Annotated in this window: 20 protein-coding genes and 4 pseudogenes; 18 read left to right on the top strand and 6 right to left on the bottom strand. The window is 67.3% G+C overall.

The annotated features are described in order from the left end of the window. Positions 1-49 precede the first annotated feature (49 nt). The 3 genes from OID54_RS38400 to OID54_RS38390 are packed head-to-tail and all read left to right on the top strand — an operon-like array spanning position 50 to position 3,840. Positions 50-1,219, top strand: coding sequence for a tyrosine-type recombinase/integrase (locus OID54_RS38400; RefSeq protein WP_329028460.1), 1,170 nt, complete (start codon positions 50-52; stop codon positions 1,217-1,219). Then, positions 1,216-1,560, top strand: coding sequence for a helix-turn-helix domain-containing protein (locus tag OID54_RS38395; RefSeq protein ID WP_329028229.1), 345 nt, complete (start codon positions 1,216-1,218; stop codon positions 1,558-1,560). Before OID54_RS38400 ends, OID54_RS38395 begins: the two co-directional genes overlap by 4 nt. 9 nt (positions 1,561-1,569) lie before the next feature. Then, entirely contained in the window at positions 1,570-3,840 is a 2,271-nt protein-coding gene (locus OID54_RS38390) for a hypothetical protein (protein ID WP_329028227.1), read from the top strand. Between the two features lie 11 nt (positions 3,841-3,851). Here OID54_RS38390 and OID54_RS38385 read toward each other — a convergent pair whose 3' ends face one another. Continuing rightward, a complete protein-coding gene (locus OID54_RS38385; protein ID WP_329028225.1) occupies positions 3,852-4,364 on the bottom strand; it encodes a hypothetical protein in 513 nt (170 codons plus the stop codon). 133 nt (positions 4,365-4,497) lie between these two features. On the opposite strand from OID54_RS38385, the gene OID54_RS38380 reads away from it, so the two are divergent. The 6 genes and pseudogenes from OID54_RS38380 (at position 4,498) to OID54_RS38355 (ending at position 8,356) form a co-directional block, all read left to right on the top strand. After that, a complete protein-coding gene (locus OID54_RS38380) occupies positions 4,498-4,959 on the top strand; it encodes a Pycsar system effector family protein (RefSeq protein WP_329028223.1) in 462 nt (153 codons plus the stop codon). Positions 4,960-5,074: 115 nt separating this feature from the next. Further along, positions 5,075-5,395: an AAA family ATPase gene (locus tag OID54_RS38375; protein ID WP_329028222.1), complete on the top strand. Its 321-nt coding sequence runs from the start codon at positions 5,075-5,077 to the stop codon at positions 5,393-5,395. Between the two features lie 328 nt (positions 5,396-5,723). Then, the gene (locus tag OID54_RS38370; RefSeq protein WP_329028220.1) at positions 5,724-6,527 is read left to right on the top strand and encodes a class I SAM-dependent methyltransferase; all 804 of its coding nucleotides are present in this window, start codon (positions 5,724-5,726) and stop codon (positions 6,525-6,527) included. Between the two features lie 104 nt (positions 6,528-6,631). Further along, a pseudogene (locus OID54_RS38365) lies at positions 6,632-7,159 on the top strand (transposase family protein); the annotation flags it as partial. A 120-nt stretch (positions 7,160-7,279) separates the two neighbouring features. Next, a complete protein-coding gene (locus OID54_RS38360; protein WP_329028458.1) occupies positions 7,280-7,894 on the top strand; it encodes a hypothetical protein in 615 nt (204 codons plus the stop codon). Between the two features lie 63 nt (positions 7,895-7,957). Then, complete coding sequence (locus OID54_RS38355) at positions 7,958-8,356, top strand: hypothetical protein (RefSeq protein ID WP_329028218.1); 399 nt, start codon at positions 7,958-7,960, stop codon at positions 8,354-8,356. Between the two features lie 37 nt (positions 8,357-8,393). Here the strand turns inward: OID54_RS38355 and OID54_RS38350 are convergent, their stop codons facing one another. Continuing rightward, positions 8,394-9,515: a hypothetical protein gene (locus OID54_RS38350; protein ID WP_329028217.1), complete on the bottom strand. Its 1,122-nt coding sequence runs from the start codon at positions 9,513-9,515 to the stop codon at positions 8,394-8,396. Between the two features lie 98 nt (positions 9,516-9,613). Between OID54_RS38350 and OID54_RS38345 the strand changes: the two are divergent. From OID54_RS38345 to OID54_RS38330, 4 genes and pseudogenes are all read left to right on the top strand, one after another. After that, a pseudogene (locus OID54_RS38345) lies at positions 9,614-9,706 on the top strand (diguanylate cyclase domain-containing protein); the annotation flags it as partial. Positions 9,707-10,287: 581 nt separating this feature from the next. Then, a pseudogene (locus OID54_RS38340) lies at positions 10,288-10,663 on the top strand (hypothetical protein). Then, entirely contained in the window at positions 10,660-11,034 is a 375-nt protein-coding gene (locus tag OID54_RS38335) for an HIT family protein (protein WP_329028215.1), read from the top strand. Before OID54_RS38340 ends, OID54_RS38335 begins: the two are co-directional and overlap by 4 nt. A gap of 17 nt (positions 11,035-11,051) precedes the next feature. Further along, positions 11,052-11,528 carry a nucleoside 2-deoxyribosyltransferase domain-containing protein gene (locus tag OID54_RS38330; RefSeq protein ID WP_443055834.1) on the top strand — a complete coding sequence of 159 codons (477 nt, stop codon included), beginning with the start codon at positions 11,052-11,054 and terminating at the stop codon, positions 11,526-11,528. A gap of 226 nt (positions 11,529-11,754) precedes the next feature. Here the strand turns inward: OID54_RS38330 and OID54_RS38325 are convergent, their stop codons facing one another. Then, complete coding sequence (locus OID54_RS38325; protein WP_329028212.1) at positions 11,755-12,030, bottom strand: hypothetical protein; 276 nt, start codon at positions 12,028-12,030, stop codon at positions 11,755-11,757. 487 nt (positions 12,031-12,517) lie between these two features. Here OID54_RS38325 and OID54_RS38320 point away from each other — a divergent pair, with 487 nt between their 5' ends. The 5 genes from OID54_RS38320 to OID54_RS38300 all read left to right on the top strand — a co-directional run bounded on the left by OID54_RS38320 (position 12,518) and on the right by OID54_RS38300 (position 16,420). Beyond that, the gene (locus OID54_RS38320; RefSeq protein ID WP_329028210.1) at positions 12,518-12,925 is read left to right on the top strand and encodes a hypothetical protein; all 408 of its coding nucleotides are present in this window, start codon (positions 12,518-12,520) and stop codon (positions 12,923-12,925) included. Positions 12,926-13,396: 471 nt separating this feature from the next. Further along, positions 13,397-14,491: a barstar family protein gene (locus tag OID54_RS38315; RefSeq protein WP_329028207.1), complete on the top strand. Its 1,095-nt coding sequence runs from the start codon at positions 13,397-13,399 to the stop codon at positions 14,489-14,491. A gap of 205 nt (positions 14,492-14,696) precedes the next feature. Further along, positions 14,697-15,338 (top strand): AAA family ATPase, encoded by a 642-nt coding sequence (locus OID54_RS38310; RefSeq protein ID WP_329028205.1) that lies wholly within the window; start codon positions 14,697-14,699, stop codon positions 15,336-15,338. After that, positions 15,289-15,525 carry a hypothetical protein gene (locus tag OID54_RS38305; protein ID WP_329028203.1) on the top strand — a complete coding sequence of 79 codons (237 nt, stop codon included), beginning with the start codon at positions 15,289-15,291 and terminating at the stop codon, positions 15,523-15,525. Before OID54_RS38310 ends, OID54_RS38305 begins: the two co-directional genes overlap by 50 nt. A gap of 346 nt (positions 15,526-15,871) precedes the next feature. Next, entirely contained in the window at positions 15,872-16,420 is a 549-nt protein-coding gene (locus OID54_RS38300; RefSeq protein ID WP_329028201.1) for a hypothetical protein, read from the top strand. A gap of 448 nt (positions 16,421-16,868) precedes the next feature. Here OID54_RS38300 and OID54_RS39345 read toward each other — a convergent pair. From OID54_RS39345 to OID54_RS38285, 3 genes and pseudogenes are all read right to left on the bottom strand, one after another. Continuing rightward, a pseudogene (locus tag OID54_RS39345) lies at positions 16,869-17,396 on the bottom strand (transposase). Next, complete coding sequence (locus tag OID54_RS38290) at positions 17,393-17,995, bottom strand: helix-turn-helix domain-containing protein (protein ID WP_329028198.1); 603 nt, start codon at positions 17,993-17,995, stop codon at positions 17,393-17,395. Before OID54_RS38290 ends, OID54_RS39345 begins: the two are co-directional and overlap by 4 nt. Positions 17,996-18,329: 334 nt before the next feature. After that, positions 18,330-18,785, bottom strand: a complete 456-nt coding sequence (locus OID54_RS38285; RefSeq protein WP_329028197.1) for a hypothetical protein — start codon at positions 18,783-18,785, stop codon at positions 18,330-18,332. Positions 18,786-18,803: the final 18 nt, after the last annotated feature.

Genomic DNA, 18,803 nt, shown 5'->3' with positions numbered 1-18,803 from the left:
GCGTGCAGTGCCCGTAATTTGCTTGCTTGTGGCAGATTTCGAAAGTCGCGTGCTGACGCTCGTGCGCCCCGCTCAGGAGCCGACCGCTCCGGTCGATCCGGCGGCGGTCTCGGTCGAGTCCGGCCTTGCGGACGTCGTCACGCTCCAGCGGCGGCGCCAGGCCCGGATCTCGGCGCAGGATGAGGAGAGCTTCTTCCTCGACACCTTGTCCGAGTACCAGTGGGCGCGCGACGCGGCCGGGCTGGCGCCGAAGACCCTGGACGGACTGATCAAGCCGGTGGTCGAGGTCTGCGAGTACTACGGCACGGTGCCGTGGCAACTCTCGTCCCGCGAGGTCGACCGGTACTTCGCCGGGGCGGGCAAGCGGGCGCCGTCGACCCTGCGCGCGAAGTTCGGGAAGATCGACGGCTACTTCGCGTTCCTCGAACAGCGCTACGCCGGCGAGATCATGCGGCGTTTCGGGCATGGCATCGAGTCGCCGATCGATCCGTTCAATCGGCCCCGGCACCGCGGCGACTTCGGGCTGCGGATCCCGCCCTCGCAGACGGCGATGCGGGACTTCTTCGGCCGCTGGCGCGAGGATCTGCCGAATGCCCGCAAGTACCTGGTCGCCTGCCGTGACTACGTGATGACCAAGGTCGCTTACCTGTCCGGGGTCCGGGCCAACGAACTGTGCGGGGTGTTCATGGGCGACCTGCACTGGGAGTCGGGCCAGTGGGGCCGATTCGTTGTGCTCGGCAAGGGCGCGGGCGGGTCGGGGCCCCGGCCCCGCGAGGCGTACATGTTCCAGGAAGGCCGGGCCCTGCTGTGGTGGTACATCGAAGAGGTCCGAGGAGAGTTCGGCGACGACGTCGAGCACCCGAAGGCGCCGCTGTGGCCCTCCGAGCGCAAGCCCACCACGGTGGCGGCGCTGAACCTGCCGATCGCCCCGGCGATCGGCCCCTCGGCATTCCGCAAGACCCTGCACGCCGCAGCCGATGCCTACCTGACCGGTCCGGTCACCGACCTGTTTCCGCACCTGCTGCGCCACGCCTGCGCAACCCACAACTACGAGCGTGGGATGACGTTGTGGGAGGTGCAGAAGGTCCTCGGACACGCCTGGGCGACCACGACGTTGCGGTATATGTCGACCGCGCACGCCGACCCGGAGCACGCCAACCTGGCCGCCAGTGACCGAGCGGCCCAACGACTGGTGATGGACAAGGGGAACCTGCGGTGAAGTGGAATCTGCGGATGGTCGCTGCCCAGCGCGACCTGTGGCGGCCCAGCGAGGTGCTGGCCGCCTTCCAGCAAGTGGGGTTCAACCCCTCGCTGAGCAAGGTCGCTGCCCTGTGGAGCGGCCAGCCGGTCACGGTTCGCCTGGACGACCTGGACCTGATGTGCACGGCGCTCGGCTGCACGGTCGGCGATCTGCTCCAGGCCGAACCGGCCGCTGCTGCGCGACCGGTCGAGAACTTTGGCCAGGCCGCAGTCGGCGCCGACCACGATCCGGCGGGGCCGGTGAGGCCGGTCCCCCGCTCGCGCCCGGCCCGCGGGCCGCGTTCGCTGCCTCCGAGCTGAGGAACGGTCATGACCAGGAGGAAGGGGATCGCCCGCAGCTGCTCGATGTGCCGAGGCTGGTCGGTTCTGGCAGCGCGCGCCTGCTCCGGCTGCGAGAAGTTCGCCCGCGCACATCCCGTACGCGGAGCCTGCCCGCGTTGCCGTCACGATGCGCACCTGGGATCCGACGGCCTGTGCAAGCCGTGCGTGCAGGCCATCCGGGCCGAGGGCGATGCGGAGTGGGCGCTGGGCATCCAGGGAGCTGGGCCGCGCGCGCTCCAGCTCACCGTTGGCACCCACCGCCACTACGCCACCCAGGCCAATCCGCTTGTGCTCAGCCAGAGCGGCGGGCCCGGGGTGAGTGCCGGGTGGAAGCGCAAGCTGAACAGGCAGCGCGCGGTGGAGCGGGACCAGTCGGCCGTGCTGGAGCCGCAGATGTGGGGCCAGCTTCCCCTGTTCATCCTGCCGCGCACCCTGACCCGCGACACGGCACGCGCTATCGCCACCCGTCAGCTGTCCGGCTGGGAGAAAGCCGAATCCGCTCTGCTGGTGCTGACCGCCGAGCGCCGCATGAGCAAGGCATGGCGCTGCCAGGCCGCCGAAATGGTCCGGCTCGCACTGGCGATACGCGAGGCCGACGGCGCCGAGCTGACATGCGAACTGCTGCTGCGGGAGCTGCCGAAGTCGGGCGACGTGGTCTGCATCGTCCTGCTGCATGCGGGACTGCTGGTCAGCGAGTCCGTTCCTGACCTACGGCTCGCATCGCGTTCGTGCGGCGACTGCAACGCCTGGATGCCCGAGATTCCGCATGCGGGATTCCGCTGCGACCCGTGCCGAGACTGGCGCATGAGCCGTCACCGCCAGCCGGGCCAGTGCACGCGCTGCGGCAGGGACGGACTGGCGCTGAGCGCTGGCCACTGCCGTGCCTGCCACCCCTACCGCGACGACGATCGGAGCCGGCCCGCCGCCACCCAGTTGCTGATCGACCTGCCCGTCGGCCCGGGCGGAACCAGCCTGTTGCCACAGGACGACGGCCCCCTGCTGGCGGCCTTGGACGTGATGCAAGCGGCGACGATCTGCGCGGGACAGGAAGCCCTGTTCACGCTGCGCCGCGACTGGTCACCGGTGCTAGCGCGACTACGGGGCCGCCCCTTGGCCGACTTGCCGCTGACGAAGGCGGTCACCGCGCTGCTGGACGACTTCGCCGAGCAACGCCGCGACCAGGAGGGGTCAGGCTTCAACAAGAACATTCGCACCCTCACGATCCTGGGCTACTGGCTCGGAGGCGAGAACGCCTTCCACGAGCGCGACGTCCACGACCTCGCCCACCTGGACACGCATCTCGCGGCCAAGCCCGTCTGCCAGTTTCTGCGCGCTCGTGACCTGCTCGTCGACGATCCCGCACTTCACCGGGACCGCGATCTGGCCGGGATCGAGAAGGTGCTGGCCACGCTGCCGCAACCCGTCGCCGAGGAGGTCGACGCATGGGTGCAGACGCTGCGCGGCCAAGGCCCCCGGGAGAACGAGCCGCGCAGCTGGGAAGGCATTCGCCGCTACCTGACCACCCTGCGGCCAACCCTCACCGCCTGGACGGCGACCGGCATGACGACGCTGCGGGAAGTCACCGCCGACCACATTCAGGACACGATGAACGGCCTGGAGGGGACCGGCCGCCGCCAGCGCGCCACCGCTTTGCGCAGCTTGTTCCGGACGCTCAAGCGCGAACGGCTGGTCTTCCGCGACCTTGCTCGCCACCTGCCCGTGGGCGACCTGACCGGCATCCCCCGACCGGTCCCCTCCGACGTTCTGGCCAGCCTGCTCGACCAAGCCAGCACCCCGTTCGCGCAGCTCGCCATCGCCCTGGCAGCCATTCACGCTGTCCCCTCCGCCGAGATCCGCACCGCACTCACCGCCGACCTGAACCTCGCCCGCGGAACCCTCCAACTACGTCGCGGCCTGCGACGGCACACCCTCTACCTGGAGCCACTCACCCACCGCCTCGCCGCCGACTGGCTCACCTACCGTCACCAACGCTGGCCCACCAGCGCCAACCCCCACCTGCTGGTCACCCAGAAGACCGCACCCGACCCGGACTACCCGGCCGTGCACCGGAGCACCATGCAGACGGTCCTGCCCAAGGGACAGACCCTCGACGGTCTGCGCCGGGACCGGATCCTCAACGAAGCCTTCACCACCGGCGACCCGCTCACGCTCATGAGGCTCTTCGGCATCACCGAGGCGACCGCCATGCGCTACGTCACCGCCGCCTACCCCGAACGCACCGCGAAGCTGCCGCGATGACCGAGCCCAGCTCAAGCCTCCAGGGAGTCCTCGGGACTGTCCCTCGTCTCGGCCATCACCTTGCCGCCGACGAAAGCCACGCCGAGGGCGACTATGGCTGCAGTGCCGACCAGCACCTTCCTGAGCGTTCCGTCCAAGAACTGCTTGTTCTCGCTGTCTTTTTGGAACTGCATCCTTGCAGTTTCCTGGATTAGCTCGATCAGAAACTTCTTCTCTTCACAGCTCAGGTTGTCTTTGTTGAGTTCGCCCTTGAGGATGTCCCTGACCTCCTGGCAGGCACGGTGGACATGTTCCTGGCTTTGGTTGTTGGCCGAGAGCGTGGACTCGTGCGCTCTCTCGATGGCACTCACAGCATCCTTGGCGAAGTCCTTGAACGCGGGGAACTGTTCAACGATCTTGAGAGCCACCTCAGTGTCCATGTTGGGCATCATGGCTGCGAACCTGATCATCTTGTCCTTGGAGAGGTTCCTCCAGGACTCGATCCCGAGTGCCTTCTTGATCTGAGCTTCGTTCTTGTACTTCATGCTGTGGCTCCCCCTTGACTTCAGCTGGGCAGCCATAGAGTCAAAAGCGCACAGATGCTGCCATTCACCCCAGAATCCCCTGGGCTGATCTGCCCGTAATCTAACGCGAGTTAGACCTGAACTCACACGCCTCATGGTGCGAAGCGTCGGCCTCTCGGTCCGGTTCGAGCCCTGCCGGGTCCCAGATTCTGCGAACCCGCGCGTTTCCAGCCGCACCGACGCAAAGTCCTCGCTGTTACTCGCCTTCACCGGCGTAGTCCTCGCTGGACTCACGTCAGCCGCCAACCACGGCCTGCCGCTCCCCACCCGCGTCTTCGGTGCATTCGCCGCCCTCGCCCTGGGCGCCGCCGCCGTCCTCCTGCTCCTGGTCGTCCGGCCGCGACTGTCCGGACGCGACCGCGCGTCGTTCCCGTACTGGGCATCCCTGGACGAGGACGAGATCCGCGCCTGCATGACCGGGGACACCCGCGCCGCCCGCATTCGCGTCCTGTCCGCCATCGCGGTCCGCAAGTACGGCCGCTTGAGGCGCGCGGTCGATCTCATCCTCGCCGCCCTCGCCCTGCTGGCCCTGGCCGCGATCTGCGCCGCGCTCTGACTGACGGACTGCCCGTGCCGCCCCGTACCCATACCCCCTCTTCGGGTTGCTGGGTCCGGGGCGGTTGCGGTGGACCCTCAGCACCCACCCACCGCCGACCACCGCCAGGAGACTCATGAACACCGAGATGACCACCACGGCCGCGCTCGCCCACCGACACCCTCCCCAGCCGGGCCTGTACGTCCTCATCGGCCCGGCCGGAAGCGGCAAGTCCTCCATCGCTGCATGCTTCCCGCCCGCGTGGCGACTCTCGCTCGACGAACGCCGCGCCCGGGTCTGTGACGACGCCGGGTCGCAGGACTCCACACCGGACGCCCTGCGCGTGTTCGGCGGGATCCTCGAAGGGTGTCTCGCCCGCCGGCTGCCGACCGTCGTGGAGTGGCGTTCCCTGTCAAGTTCTACTGTTCACGTCGAGCGAATCCCGGCGGGGCCGTGAACGCGGTTGGCTCATGGCAGTAGAGGGCGGTCTCTGACGGTCCTTCATCCGGACGCGGCGTTTCGGCAATCAGTTTGGATGGCTGTGCCTAAAGCGCTCCGCAGTGAACGCGCGCTTGCCGGCCACGGTCCCCATCGTGGCCGATGGGGCGCCGGTGGAGTGGGGACTTGCGTCGGTGCGGTGTGTCGCGGTTTCCCACGAAATCCGGTGGAGTCTCAGCGGCCGGAAGTGGTTGGGTCCTGCTCAATGCTTCGCTGACACGGCCCGGCACAGTGCGAGGCGCAAGGTCCGAATCGCAGGCGCGGTCTAGCCCGCGTGTCGTCGAGTGATGGAGGTTATCGCGGTGGCTGGTTACGGGGCGCTTTCCGACGTATACGAGTGGCTGATCGGGGACGACAGGTTGACCCCCGCCAAGGCAGCCGCGGTTTACTACAGCGATGTCGTGGGCTCTCTGCCGCCCAACGCGCGCGTCCTCGACTGCGCGTGTGGAACCGGCCAGCTCGCCGTCGGTCTCGCGAGTCTTGGCCTTGACGTGGTCGCCGCAGACGCCAGCAATGGGATGGTTCGCCGGACCGAGAAGGCCGCCGACGAGCAGGGTGTCTCGCTTCGAGCCCTCCGCGCGAGCTGGGACGAGCTGCCCGACCACCTGGAGGACTCCACGTTCGATCTGGTGTTCTGCGTCGGCAACTCGCTCGGACACGCCAAGGGCGCAGCCGGGCGCCTGACCGCACTGGAAGCGATGTCGCGGCTGCTGAATCCGGGCGGACGCCTTGTGCTTCACTCACGCAACTGGGAGCTCGTGCGCTCCGCCGGCTCACGGGTAGACGTCCGTGATCGACTCATCCGCCGCGACGAACGCGATGCGGTCGTCAGCTACTACTGGCAGGTCGAGCAGCGCTGGGATCAGGAACACTTCCTCGAGATCGTGGTCGCCCAGATCGAGCCGGATGGGGCAGTGCGAGCCTGCTCGGAGCGGTTGTCCATCTGGCCCTACCGGTACGAGGACCTCGTGGCGCAGTTGCGGAGTGTCGGGCTCACGGTGCAGTCCACCACCTTCGACCCCGAGAGCGATGGATACCTGGTGGTCGCCGGCCGCGACCAGGCGCGAGGCACGTCTGAGCCAGCGCGCTGATCCGCCTTTCATCGTTGTCGTTGCCGACCTGCAGGCTCGCGACCGCCTGCAGCGGGTTCTTCGCGAAGTGTTCAGCGCTTGAAGCGGTTGCTGCGGGTGCGGCCCTCGCCGCGCTGGCTTCCGACCTGCGGACCGCGGCCTGCACCGCCTCCACCAAGGCATTCGTGATCCTGGACGGCACGCTGCTGCCGATCGACCGAATCGCGGCCGACCGGCCCTTCTGCTCTGGGAAACATGAGAAGCACGGCATGAACGTGCAGATCATCACCGATCCCGCCGGGCGACTGGTGTGGGCACCGCCTGCACTGCCCGGCGCGGTCCACGACATCAAGGCCGCGCGAACCCACGGCATCATCGACGCCCTGGAGGAAGCCGGCGTGGAGTGCTGGGCCGACAAGGGTTACCGGGGCGCCAGCGGCACCGTACGGCTGCCATATTGGGGTCGCTGGGAGACGCGTTCCGCAGGTCAGCAGGCTGTCAACCGCTCGCATGCAAGGATCCTTACGCTCGTCGAGCAGGCCATGGCCACCCTCAAGGCCTGGCGGCTCCTGCGCAAGCTGCGATGTTCCACGACTCGCATCACCAGCCTGGTTCAGGCCGTCCTCACCCTGCATCTGACCTGCTCAAACTGAGGTTGGAAACAGCTCAGTGAGACAACCGCGTTCATGGCCCCGCTGGGATTCGCTCGATGCGAACAGTAGAACTTGACAGGGAACGCCACCAGCACTCACGAGCCCCATCGGATCGCCCTGGTGGACCGGGCCCGTGCCCACAACATCCCGGCGGTTGCGCTCGTCGTCCGCACCCCGCTCACCGTCTGCCAGGCCCGCCAACACACACGGCCCCCGGCACGGCAGGTGCCCGCCGACGTGATCGCCCGCCAGCACCAGAGCATCCCCCACACCGCCAACTGCTGCGGGAGGGCTTCGCCCACGACGGCACGACGCTGGACCTGCTGCGCCTGCTCCTGGAACGCGCGGGCGCTGACGCAGGCTCCGACGGTCTGCTGGCCGCGTTCCGGACCGTCTTCGGCGACGACCTGGCCGCCGCAATCTCCCCTCACCCTGTCCCCGGGCACCTGCTCCTCGCCATCGCCGGACGCGAACTCCACCTCCGCCACCAAGGCGACGGCGACCCGTTCGACCACTGCTGGCAGGCCCGCCTCCCCGAGCCCTGCCCGGACGGCTGCGACGGCGCCCTGTGGACCCAGGTCACCAGCCCGGCCGACCTCCTCGACGCCCACCTCGGCGGCGCCCCCGACGAGCCCGTCTGCGACCACTGCGATGACCTCCTCGCCGCCAGCCCCCCGTGGTGAACAACCGCACCCCCGGCCCAAGCCCCGTACCTGCGTCACCGCCTGGCTCTAACCGGGCAGACCACCACCCCGTACACGACGAAGAGGCGCACCCACCGCCTACCACAGCAACAGGGTGCGCCTCTTCACCAATCCCCCGCCCCGAAAGGCGGAGAGGGAGCTCCATCACGCCCGCCACCGCCGTCATACGCAGTCCCCCGCCGCACTGCTGACCGCAGCCGCCATCCCGCTCGCCCTGGCCGTCGCCGACGCGATCCGGCTGCGCCGCCGCCTAGCCGCCGCCGGCCGGGACCGGCTCACCGGAGCCCTGCGCCGCGAGAACTGGACGCCCCGGGCGCAGCGGCCCCTCGACCGCCACCACGACCAGGCCGTCGTCCTCATCTGCACCGGTGATCCCCTCAAGCTGATGCGGCTCTTCGGGATCACCGCTCAGACCGCCATGCGCTACGTCGCTGCGGCGTACCCGGAGCGGACGGCCCGACTACCCCCGTTGACCACCCGGCAACTGAGGTGATCACCACGGCGGACCGTCAGCTGGTCTCCTGGGACAATCAGCCATCGAAGCGGGTCCAGTCGATAGGGAGGCCGGCCAGCGGGTCCAGGGCGCTTCGGTGGGTGGCACCAGCCCAGACATCGAATGCTTCGCCGTCCTCGCTGCTGACATGCATGACGAGGCCGGGGGCCACGTAGAAGTGGGTGGGTGCCCAGGGCCAGAAGGGACGCAGGGGCACAAGGTGCAGCGCTTCCGTGAGTTGCTCGACCTGTGGTGCAGTGAGTTTGCGGGGCAGGGCGAGGTATTCGGCGCCCATGGATGCCTCGAAGAGGGAGAACTGGATCAGGAAGCCGCTGAGCGGTTCCTGTTCGGCGATCGGCTCCTCGTCGAATTCACGGAACCAGACAGTCGGATCGGCTTCAGGTCCCTTAGGCGTCCACAGGAGTGACCAGAAGAAGCCTCCTTGGTTCTCGACGCCGAAGACGAGCATCTCCCCGAGATGGTCGGTGTGCAGGTCTGGCTCGGGCAGGATCCTGTTCTGGATTCCGAGGGCACCCGGCCGCTGCTTCGCGAGCCGGTACAGCTGTCTCAGTCCACCGGGAAGGCGTGACGCGGAGTTGCTGGTAGGCGATTCGGTGGCGCCTGCGGTCGGGTACCAGCCGGTGACGAACTGCTCAAGAGCTGCCGCACGGTCACCGTTCACATTCCCCAGCCACTCCAAGTCCGGCAAGTGCTCAGGTGGAAGTGGTGGGCGCACTCGGTTGAGGAGTTCTCTGCTCAAGGGTGCTTCAAAGCGCAGTTCACAGTCGGTGAGAACGCCATCGGAGGTGCCGGCCTGGCTCACCTGGGCGGTGCCCAGGTACAGAACTTCACCTCTGACGCGGACCGCGATGTGGATTGGCAACGAGCCTTCGTCCACACCCCAGGGCGCCCCCATGAGTCGCTCTGTGACCGGCGCCGGTGCGGGCCCGATCAAGCGGACCTCCTCAGCGTTCCACACACCGCTTTTGGCGGGTGCGTCAGTCGCTTCCGCGATGATCACCATTCCGGCCGGGCCTATGACGACACTGGCACCGCCCACCGTGAAGCGCCTGGGTACTACCGAGCCGCCGACGAGCACGGGTACGTACTCCCGATCGAACACCAGCGCTGGAATTACAGCGGGAACCTGATCATTCATTCCCGCATCATCCTCGGCCACGACCGGTCACCCCCAATGCCCCGCACCGAACCCGCTTCCGACACCGCCTCCAAGGCTGACAGGCGAGTGGGTTCGTCATCTCTCCGCTCCCGGAATCCGCGAACCCACGCGTTTCCGACCTCGACCACTTCAAGCAGATCAACGACCGCCTCGGCCACGCCGTCGGTGACCGCGTCCTCGCCGAAACCACCGCCCGCCTCACCGACTGGGCAGCCCCCGCAGCCTCGTCGGCCGCCTCGGAGGCGACGAGTTCACCGTCCTCACCCTCATCGGAACCCCCGCCACCGCCAACTGCGCCTTACTCAGCTGATCCGGCTCCTGGCCGCTCCGGTCACCACCGACGCCGGGCCGGTCGACGTCGCCGTCTCGGTCGGCGCCGCCTCCCCCGACACCCTCGGCACGACGGACCTGAGCGTGCTCCAGCGGGCCGCCGACGCCGCGATATACGAGGGCAAGCACACCGGCCACGCCGTCATCGCCGAACCGAGGCACGCCACCACGCCCTCCATCAACGGCCGCCGCGCTGGACACCCCGGCACCGCAGCCCCCGGGTCGAGCCACATGAGCAGCACCGCCCTCGCCCTCGCCTACCCCGAGCCGCCCGCCTCCCCGCTCTGGCACCGCTACGGGGCGCAGGCCCGCCCGACCACCCCCGAGCAACAGCGCCGCAACCGGGAACTCCTGCTCCTCGCGCAGCGCTCTCTCCGAACTCGTACCCCTCGCACCACCAAGCCCTTGCGGAGGCCAGCTATTGGACACCAAGCACTGCACCGACACCGCCGCCGATCCGGGCACCTGGATTCGCGGCATCACGATCCGCCAGCCCTGGACGACCTCCATCCTCGCCGGGAAGGACGTGGAGAATCGTCGGTCTCCTGGTCCTGGCGTGGCCTCGTACTTCTGCACGCCGGGCAGGCCACCGAGCGGGCCCCGCTGCGTGACCCGCTCGTCGCCACTCACCCTGGGCGCAGCCCGACGCCCACCACCTGGTCCTCACCGACGTCCACGAACTCGCGCTGCCAATCCCGTGGCTGAGCGGCCAGCTCGGACCGTGGCGCCCGCCCCAGGACCTCGTCGACCAGGTCCTCCTCCAACTCCCCCACCTCAACCCGGAGGTCACCCCATGAACTGCGCCTTCTGCGACATCGCCGCAGGCACCACACCGGCCGACGTGGTCCGGGAATGGCCCGACGCCATCGCGATCCGCCCCCGCTCCGGTGGTGTGAACGACGGCCACCTCCTGGTGATCCCCCGCGAACACGTCGCCGACGTCGGCACCAACCCGGCCATCTCCGCCGCGACCATGGCCCGCGCCGCCGAACTCGCCGCTGAACTCCCCGCCGCCAACGTCATCACCAGCCGCGGCGCCGCCGCGACCCAGACCCAATTCCATCTGCACCTGCATGTTGTTCCTCGCGCGGCCGGGGACGGCCTGCCGCTTCCCTGGACCCCTCAGCAAGCCGCCCGCGCCACCAATCAGAACGGACACACCCGTTGAACAACATCTACATCGTCATGGCCCGCGAACCCCTGCCCGCCCACGGCCCGTCCGTGTTTCTGGCCGGCCCCACCCCACGACTCGGCGGACCCGTCGAATCCTGGCGCCCCGCCGCCACCACCGAACTCGCCGCCCAGTGGACCGGGCCGCAGCCGCTCACTGTGCTCTCCCCCGAGTCCCGCGGCGGCGTACGAGCCGCCCACTACGACGATCAGGTCGACTGGGAAACTGAAGCCCGCGCGTCGGCCGACGCAATCCTCTTCTGGATCCCCCGCGACCTCACACACATGCCCGGCTTCACCACCAACGTCGAATTCGGCCTCGATGTCAGCACGGGCAAGGCCGTGCTCGGATGCCCGCCCGACTGCCCCAACCCCGAGCGGAACAGATACCTCATCTACGTCGCCCAACGCCACGGCGTACCCGTCTTCACCACCCTGACCGAAACCGCAACCGCAGCCCTCGCACTCCTCACCGCCAAGTCCTCCAGGTAGTCCGGAAAGAACATCCGGACCACTTGGTAGACCGAGCCCCTGCCCGCGCCTTCCGAGGCACGGACAGGGGCCTTTCCGCGTTCAGGGGCGAAACGTCAGCGGAGCTCAACCTCCAACCCCTTGACCTTCCCGGTGCTCGACACCTCGGTACGAAAACGAAGGACGCGCGCAACGACGTGCTCCTACACACAGCGACGAGGAGTCGGCATTCTCCTCAGCTAGTCGTCTAACCTCGGCGTTCGATGAGGTGGGCGAATGCCTCTGTGGGCCAGCAGAGCCACTCAAGAAGAGGGTGAGCGACCACGAAGTAGTGGGCGCTGACCTGGCCGCGTTCCTTGTCGTGGATCTGCGGCGCTTCATCACGGTAGATGTACCGGAGGTAACGGCGGCGGATCGGTGCTCCGGCTACCAGTAACGCTGGTGAGGCCACGAGGATGGCCAGCGAGATGAGGGCCTTCACGCCCTTGAGCCTGGCTCTCTCGGCTCTCGTTTCATATCGCATGTGCTCAGTGTGCTGATCCTCGTCGGCGTCTGTCAGCACCCTGGCCGACACCGCGATCGCAGCCCTCACGCTCATCAACCAGCAGCAGGAGGCGACGACGCGATGAACCGACCTCCCTTGCGGTGGCTACGGCGACTGGGTCGGCACCTACCACGGCGCTCACGACGAAGAGCGCGTCGTCACCACCGTCCGCCCTCGGATGGATAGGTTCACCACGGCGTGTTGGAGCCACTTCTGGACGGGCACTGGTGGACATTGCCGCGATCACGGAGGCACTGGCCGAACAGGATATAGCCGTGCTGTTCCCGATGAAACGATCCGCGCAAGCACCTCCAGAGGAGACAACAGCTCGTGTCCGCCAAACACTCACTCACGCGCACACTCACCGATTTCGCCCGGTCTCTCGGAAGCCGCGATGGCCAGAGGCCACGTCCGCTTGACCTCTTTCTCCTAGAAGGCACCACCCCCGAAACAGCACGGGCAGTGGTTGAAGAAGTGGATACGGGAGGTCGCACCTGACGCGGCCTCGGCGGACATTGATCTCATCTCTGACCTTCCCTGGCCTTCGGATGCCCAGGCCGCCCTCACCGCCATCGCCGACGCGACGGGCGCCCGGGAAGGGGAGACCGCCGTTGTCCTGGACTTGACGGACGAACGGCAGCGCGAATGGTTCATCACCCTCGTGCCGCACACCATCTCGGCAGAGATCTGGGGGGCGACGGGATCAGGAGTCTCCTTCTCCGCGAGTGACACCGGATCGGCGATCGGGTGGGAGTTGCCCGCTGAGCGGTGGGAGAGGGTCCGCGCGCTGCTACGGCGCCAAGGCATCGATCCCGACACCGCAACACAAAGCCCTACCCGAGGCCGCCCCACCCCCGACGGAAACTCACAGTAGTCAGAAGGTGCACGAGCCATCAATTACCGGTCGCCCGATCACAGACGCCTACCAGTACGAAGGCCGAACCCGCCGGCTACTCCGCCAGCGGGCGCCACGTCCCCCTCCGGTTCCCCGCGACTCCACCCCGAGAATCCGCGAACCCGTCGACTTGCCGCTGGGAGGACCTGCACCGAGCCCCGAACTCGGCTGGCACGGTATGGCGAACTGGGTGAAGATCGCGCTCGGACTCACCGGGATCTGCGTGGTCCTGATCCTGCTGGACGGCGCGAGCGACGTCCTGGCCGACGCGCTGCACCAACTGCTTACCGCCGTCCCGCGCCTGCAGTCGGCCCCGACACCTCCCACAGCGTCTTCGCCGCGGTCGACCAGCCGATCCGCTCCTACATCGCTTGTGTACAGGTGGTCAATGACCAGCTGACTTGAGGCACTACGCGAGAAATACCTTCGCCATGGAAACCTGGTCCCGGCATGATTCCCACCGTGCATGAAGACGAGGGCCATCGCAGGCGCGCGCGATACACGCTGGCTGATGAGGAACACGGGCATGCCTGGGGCGTCTGCGCCGAGGTGGAAGGGCTGTTCGGGGAGCCCCAGCGGGGGACCTACGAGCTGTTCGGCTGGGTTCCACAGGCAGAAGAGCGCGGTTGGATCGGCAACCGAGTGTGGCTGGTGCCGGACGATGAGACGCTCGATCCCTGGCTGCTGGAGGACGCGGAAAGCGTAGGCCAACCCCTGGGCACAGACAGTCTCGTACTCACCGGCCTGGACGACTACGAAGGCCCACCCGAGGGACACAGGGGCCGAGTTCGCGTGCACGACGGGCACCGATGGCTGGGATCCTGCCGAGAATTCGCCCGCGTCCTGCCGCCCGAACAGTCGGCGCCCCCGCTCGTCCTGCGGGGGCTCACCCAGGGTGATCACCTGCGGGCAGCACTGATGAAGGGCACCCGGCGGGCGCTGGACCTGGAGCAGGCCGCCTTGGAGATACAGGACGACCAGGGCGAGCCGCTCACCGAACGCCTGCTCTGGGCCAGAGTCAGCGCCTGGCGCCCATCCTCCTACGGGACGGACCGGATCGACCTGGAGCTCGACGGAGAGCTCTTCACGCCCGTTCCCGAATACGCCCGGCCCATCTGGGAGCGGTGGTTCACCGGACCGCCGGACACCCAGGGTGTCTGGGTCGGCCTCGACACCCGGCGCCGCGGAGCCTGGCTCGACCTCGTCCGAGAGCGGGCCTGCCAGCGCACCCACCGTGACCGGCCGGCTGGTTACGCCTACGAACTCGACGGCCGACACGTCACCGACGAACCGGGCCTCTACCTGGCGCTCGGCGAGGCGGTGAACGGGGCGGGGGGCTACTTCGGCGGCTGTCTTGCCGCAGTCAATGACTGCCTGCGTGGCACCTTCGGCTACACCGCCCCCGCAACGCTGCTCTGGCGAGACGCTGCGACCGCACGCGATCACCTCTCCCAGACCCTGGCACCTGACGGCCAGCCCTACGACCTGTTCGGCGTGGTCCTCGAGGTCCTGACCGAGGGCGGCATGCACGTCACCTTGGCTTGATCTACGATCCGCCCGCCGGGCATCGACCATGTCCGGACGGTTTCCAACCACTTGTGCGCCGAGCCATTGACAGCAATGCCGTACGGTCCGTAACTGTTGCGGCCTGGAACCTGGCCAACCCACTTCACCAGTAGAGATCTGTCTGACTCGGCAGAGCCAGCTGGCTACCTGCGCCTTCCCCCTGCGGAGTGGGAGCGATGGCTGGATGACCTGGGCATTCCCGACAGCACGCCGTACCTTCTCTCACCGACCTTCGCCTACGACGTCCACCTCAACTCGTACTTCCATCGCTTGGACTTCCTGCGGGCTGTCCCCCGACGGCTGCCGCGCCCGGGTGGCCGGCTACGCGGGCGACCAGGCAGCGACGGCTCCGGCGTTGACCGTTTTCCACGCGGTCCTCGCGGGCCGTCTGGGCAATCGGCTGCCGACCGTCGTGGATGCCACCAGCACCCACCGGATCGCTCTGGTGGACCGGGCCCGCGCCCACAAGATGCCGGCGGTCGCGCTTCTCGTCAGCACTCCGCTGACCGTCTGCCAGGCCCGCCAGCACGTCCGGCCCCCGGCGCGACAGGTGCCCGACGACGTGATCGCCCGTCAGCACCAGAACATCCCCGCCCACGCGGAGCTGCTGCGAGAGGGCTCTTCGTGCAGGTCCACGACGTCACCGAGCTGGACCTGCTGCGGATGCTCCTGGAACGCGCAGGCACCGCGAACACCCCGGCCGACATGTGGGCCGAGTTCCGCGCCGTTTTCCGTGACGGCCTGGCCGCAGCCGCCTCCACCCCGTCCCCGAGCACATGCTCCTCGCCGTCGCCGGACGCGAACTTCTCCTCCGCCGCCGCGATGAGGGCGACCCGTTCGACCACGGCTGGCAGGCCAGGCTTCAGGAATCCTGCGCGGACGGCTGCGACGGCCCCTTGTGGACCCGGGTCGCCAGCCCGGCCGACCTCCTCGCGGTCCACCTCGGCGGCGACCCCGACGAGGCCCGCTGCGACACCTGCGACCACCCGGACACCACCCGAAGTCCCTGGTGACCCGACGCCGCCCCCCTCCGCACCCCGACCGCATCAGAGATGACCATGACCAGCTCCGCGGCTCTGCCGCCTCCCTCGACCCCGACGGCCTCAACCCGCGCGTCTAGACCATAGTTCCGGCGACACCCGTCGACCACGGACTGTTCAACAATCCTGCCTCACTACCCGAACCTGACCGCCAGCCCCCGACGTATCGCCCGAGATCTCGCAATCGGACGGCACACATTCATTAGCCAAGGAGTCCTGACGTGAAGCCGGGCGATCGTTCATGGCATCCCGATCATGACCGGCGGCCAGGCTGGAAAGCTGTTGTGAGCGCAGGAGGTGACGTCTCTACTCTCGCACCATGACATGGAACGAGGTCGGCGGCACCGTCAGCCAGGCGTTTAATGCCTGGCGGCACACCGACGCGGAGAATCTTGCCTACCTGCGGCTCTCTGCAGAGTGGTCCAGCGCGGCCTACGACCGAACCTGTAAAGAGGCCGAGGAGTCAGCGAACGCAGTCTTCGATCCGGACCGACACTACGGGGACGAGCACGCCGACATGTTCGACGATGCCGTCGACGGACTCTGGCCCAGCTCCTACGCCTGGATGACCGAAGCCTCGGTGCTCAAAGCCGGCGTGACCGCGTTCGAGGTGTACCTGGAGCAGGCTCTGCAGGAGGTGCTGGACCAGTACCAGGTCACGGTCGACGGCCAAAGAGCGCAGGCTCCGCCTGGTCACGAAAGGCTTCGAGTCACCGAGCTGGGGAACCCTCGTCAAAGCCCACGCAGTACTCAAGAACGAGGTGAACATTGCCGAGGTGAAGTGGGCCAGGGAACTACGGCACCTGCTCACCCACCAGAACGGAGAGCTGCGCACGCAAGGCTTTCTGCAGAAGTTCCGGGACGCTGACGAAGAAGACGGAAAGGAAGAGATAGACCGCGCGTACGTCGGCGGAAAGGTCCACCTGCGAACCGAATGTGTAGTGAGGACACTCGATGCGCTGGCCCCCGTCGCCCGTGGCGTTGACCCCGCCGTCTGGTCGCTTGTCTGGGGCCCGACCGAGGGGAAGAGGGCAGAAGGGTTCCTAAAGCACTTGACCAGGCAAAGTACCTAGACGTCGCCCCTGTCTGACCGAGCCGACGGACCTCGGGAGCAGGACCCATGCCCTCCCGCCCTGGGGCGGAGAATCGTCGACTCTCGGCTCAGGTGCCGGCTGGGTGACCTCCGATGGTCCACGACTGGGTGAAATCGATAACGTCCGAGGGCGCCGTGGGTCCCTGTCTCATGAGACATCGGATTCGTGAAGAGCACTTCACGTGGTGCTCGCGAGGAGTGTGACGACCTAGTGCTCGGTTCCTCAAACGGTGTACACATAGCGGCGTCGTAATCGACGGGCTGGAGGTGGTGGTCTGCCCCATACCCACGGTTGGGCACGGTCGTTGAGCTGGGCTGTTGCGAGACGGGTGGCCTGATCGATCTGTGGTGGGCCTGCGAAGGACTTGCCGGCGAGGGCGGCTTTGCGGAAGATGCGCCACCAGCCTTCTTGGAGGTTCAGCCAGCAGGCGCCGACGGGGATGAAGACGTGACGGACGCGGGGGTGGTCCTTCAGCCAGGTCCGGGTGGACAGGCTGTTGTGGGAAGACAGATTGTCCGTGATCACGTAGATGACACCCGCCGGGTTGGCCTTCTACCAGCAGTTGCCGGAACTGCTGGTAGAAGACGCTGTTACGGGAGGGCGCCGTCATGGTCACCTGATGCCCGTCCCTGACACGCAGCCCGCCGTAGACCCAGGTCTTCTCGGGACCGCGGCTGTAATCGACCTCGGACTTGATGCGATGGCCGTCCGGCGACCGCTCGGCGCCGGTGGAAAGGTTCGTGGGATCACCGGCCCGAGCTCGTCGGCGCAGATGACCGTCGCGCCGGCGGGCGGGCAGGTGTACAGGCCGATGATCCGCGTCCTTTTCCCTCGAAGTCCGGATCCTTTGACCGAGTCCAGGACCTGGTGCGGCGCCAGCGCACACCCTCGGCGAGCAGGATCCGTCTGACCTGGGACCGGCTCACCCTGATTCCCTCCTGACGGGCGACCGCGGCGAGGGTGTCAAGCGTCCACTCCGGCGGCCCCGACTCATCCGCCGCTTCCAGGTCCCCGCCCGGTTGCACCGTCAGCCGCCCCGGAGGCGGCGACTTCACCAGACCGATGACCTCTGACCGTTCCCTCTCGGTGATCCGCCGTTTCCGGCCTTGGCCCCCGAGGTCCTCCAGACCCTCCAGACCGGACTGGTTGAAGCGGTGCAGCCAGCGCCGCACGGTCTTCTCGCCGCAGCACAGCTCGTACGCGATCGTCGGCACGGTCTCCCCGGCCCAGCTCAGCTCGACCATCCGCGCCCGCATCGCCAGGTCCTTCGGAGCCTTCCTCGATCTCGCCAGCCGCAGGACCATGTCTCGCTCGCCTGTCGTACCGTCCTGTCGTGCACGTAAGACCATCACCCAACACCCCGCCCCAACCACCGATCCGCCACCCGGATACGTACCCACCGTTTGAGGAACCGAGCACTAGCGGCAACCCTCACCGCCTCTTACAAACTCTGGTTTGTAGGAGGCGGTTCGTGTGTGCATCTGAATGCGCGCCGGCCCCCCCGCCTCCAGCCGCTCAGGTGGAGGCAGGGCGGGCGCACGTCCTTTGCACTCACCTAAGTAGCCCAGAGGCATCTTCCGTAGGATGTCGTCGACGCGATAGAGCAGTGAAGGTCCGCGAGATTAGATGGACTTGGATGCTGCCAAGAAGGCTGGGATCGGCTCCAGGCAGGCAACGCCGCTGCTAGTTCTTGCCCTTTTTACGTGTTGTGGCTTCCATCCAGATCTTGTCGAACTCTTCAGGTGCCACGTTCTGACTGGAGGTTGCAAACTCTTCGGTATCGAGAGATTCCGGCAGCACCGGTGTCCATTCCGAAGATGCCTTGCGGACGAGTGTGCGAAGTGGTTGGTCGGCGAATATTTCGATTAGTGCCTCTCTGTCGACGTTTTTAGCGGCCCGTACGGTGATGCCTTGACGTGTGAACTCTTGGGGTACGGGCTGGGCCAAGAGTGCTTTCATGCCCCACACGATAAGCCTGACACGATGGCCTTCGGAGTCAGTGCAGTGGTACGGATTGTCGAAGTCGCTCGCGAATTCCACATCTGATTCGAGGAGTTCAAGAGAGTCATATTCGTATGCAATTCCGTCGTCATCGATGTAGGTGAAAGGTGGGGTCAGTTGCGACATGGCGATCTCCATTTAGGAGAGCGTCCCAGT

The organism is Streptomyces sp. NBC_00690, assembly GCF_036226685.1.
Taxonomy (GTDB): Bacteria; Actinomycetota; Actinomycetes; order Streptomycetales; family Streptomycetaceae; genus Streptomyces.
This window is presented reverse-complemented; position numbering and strand designations above follow the sequence as displayed.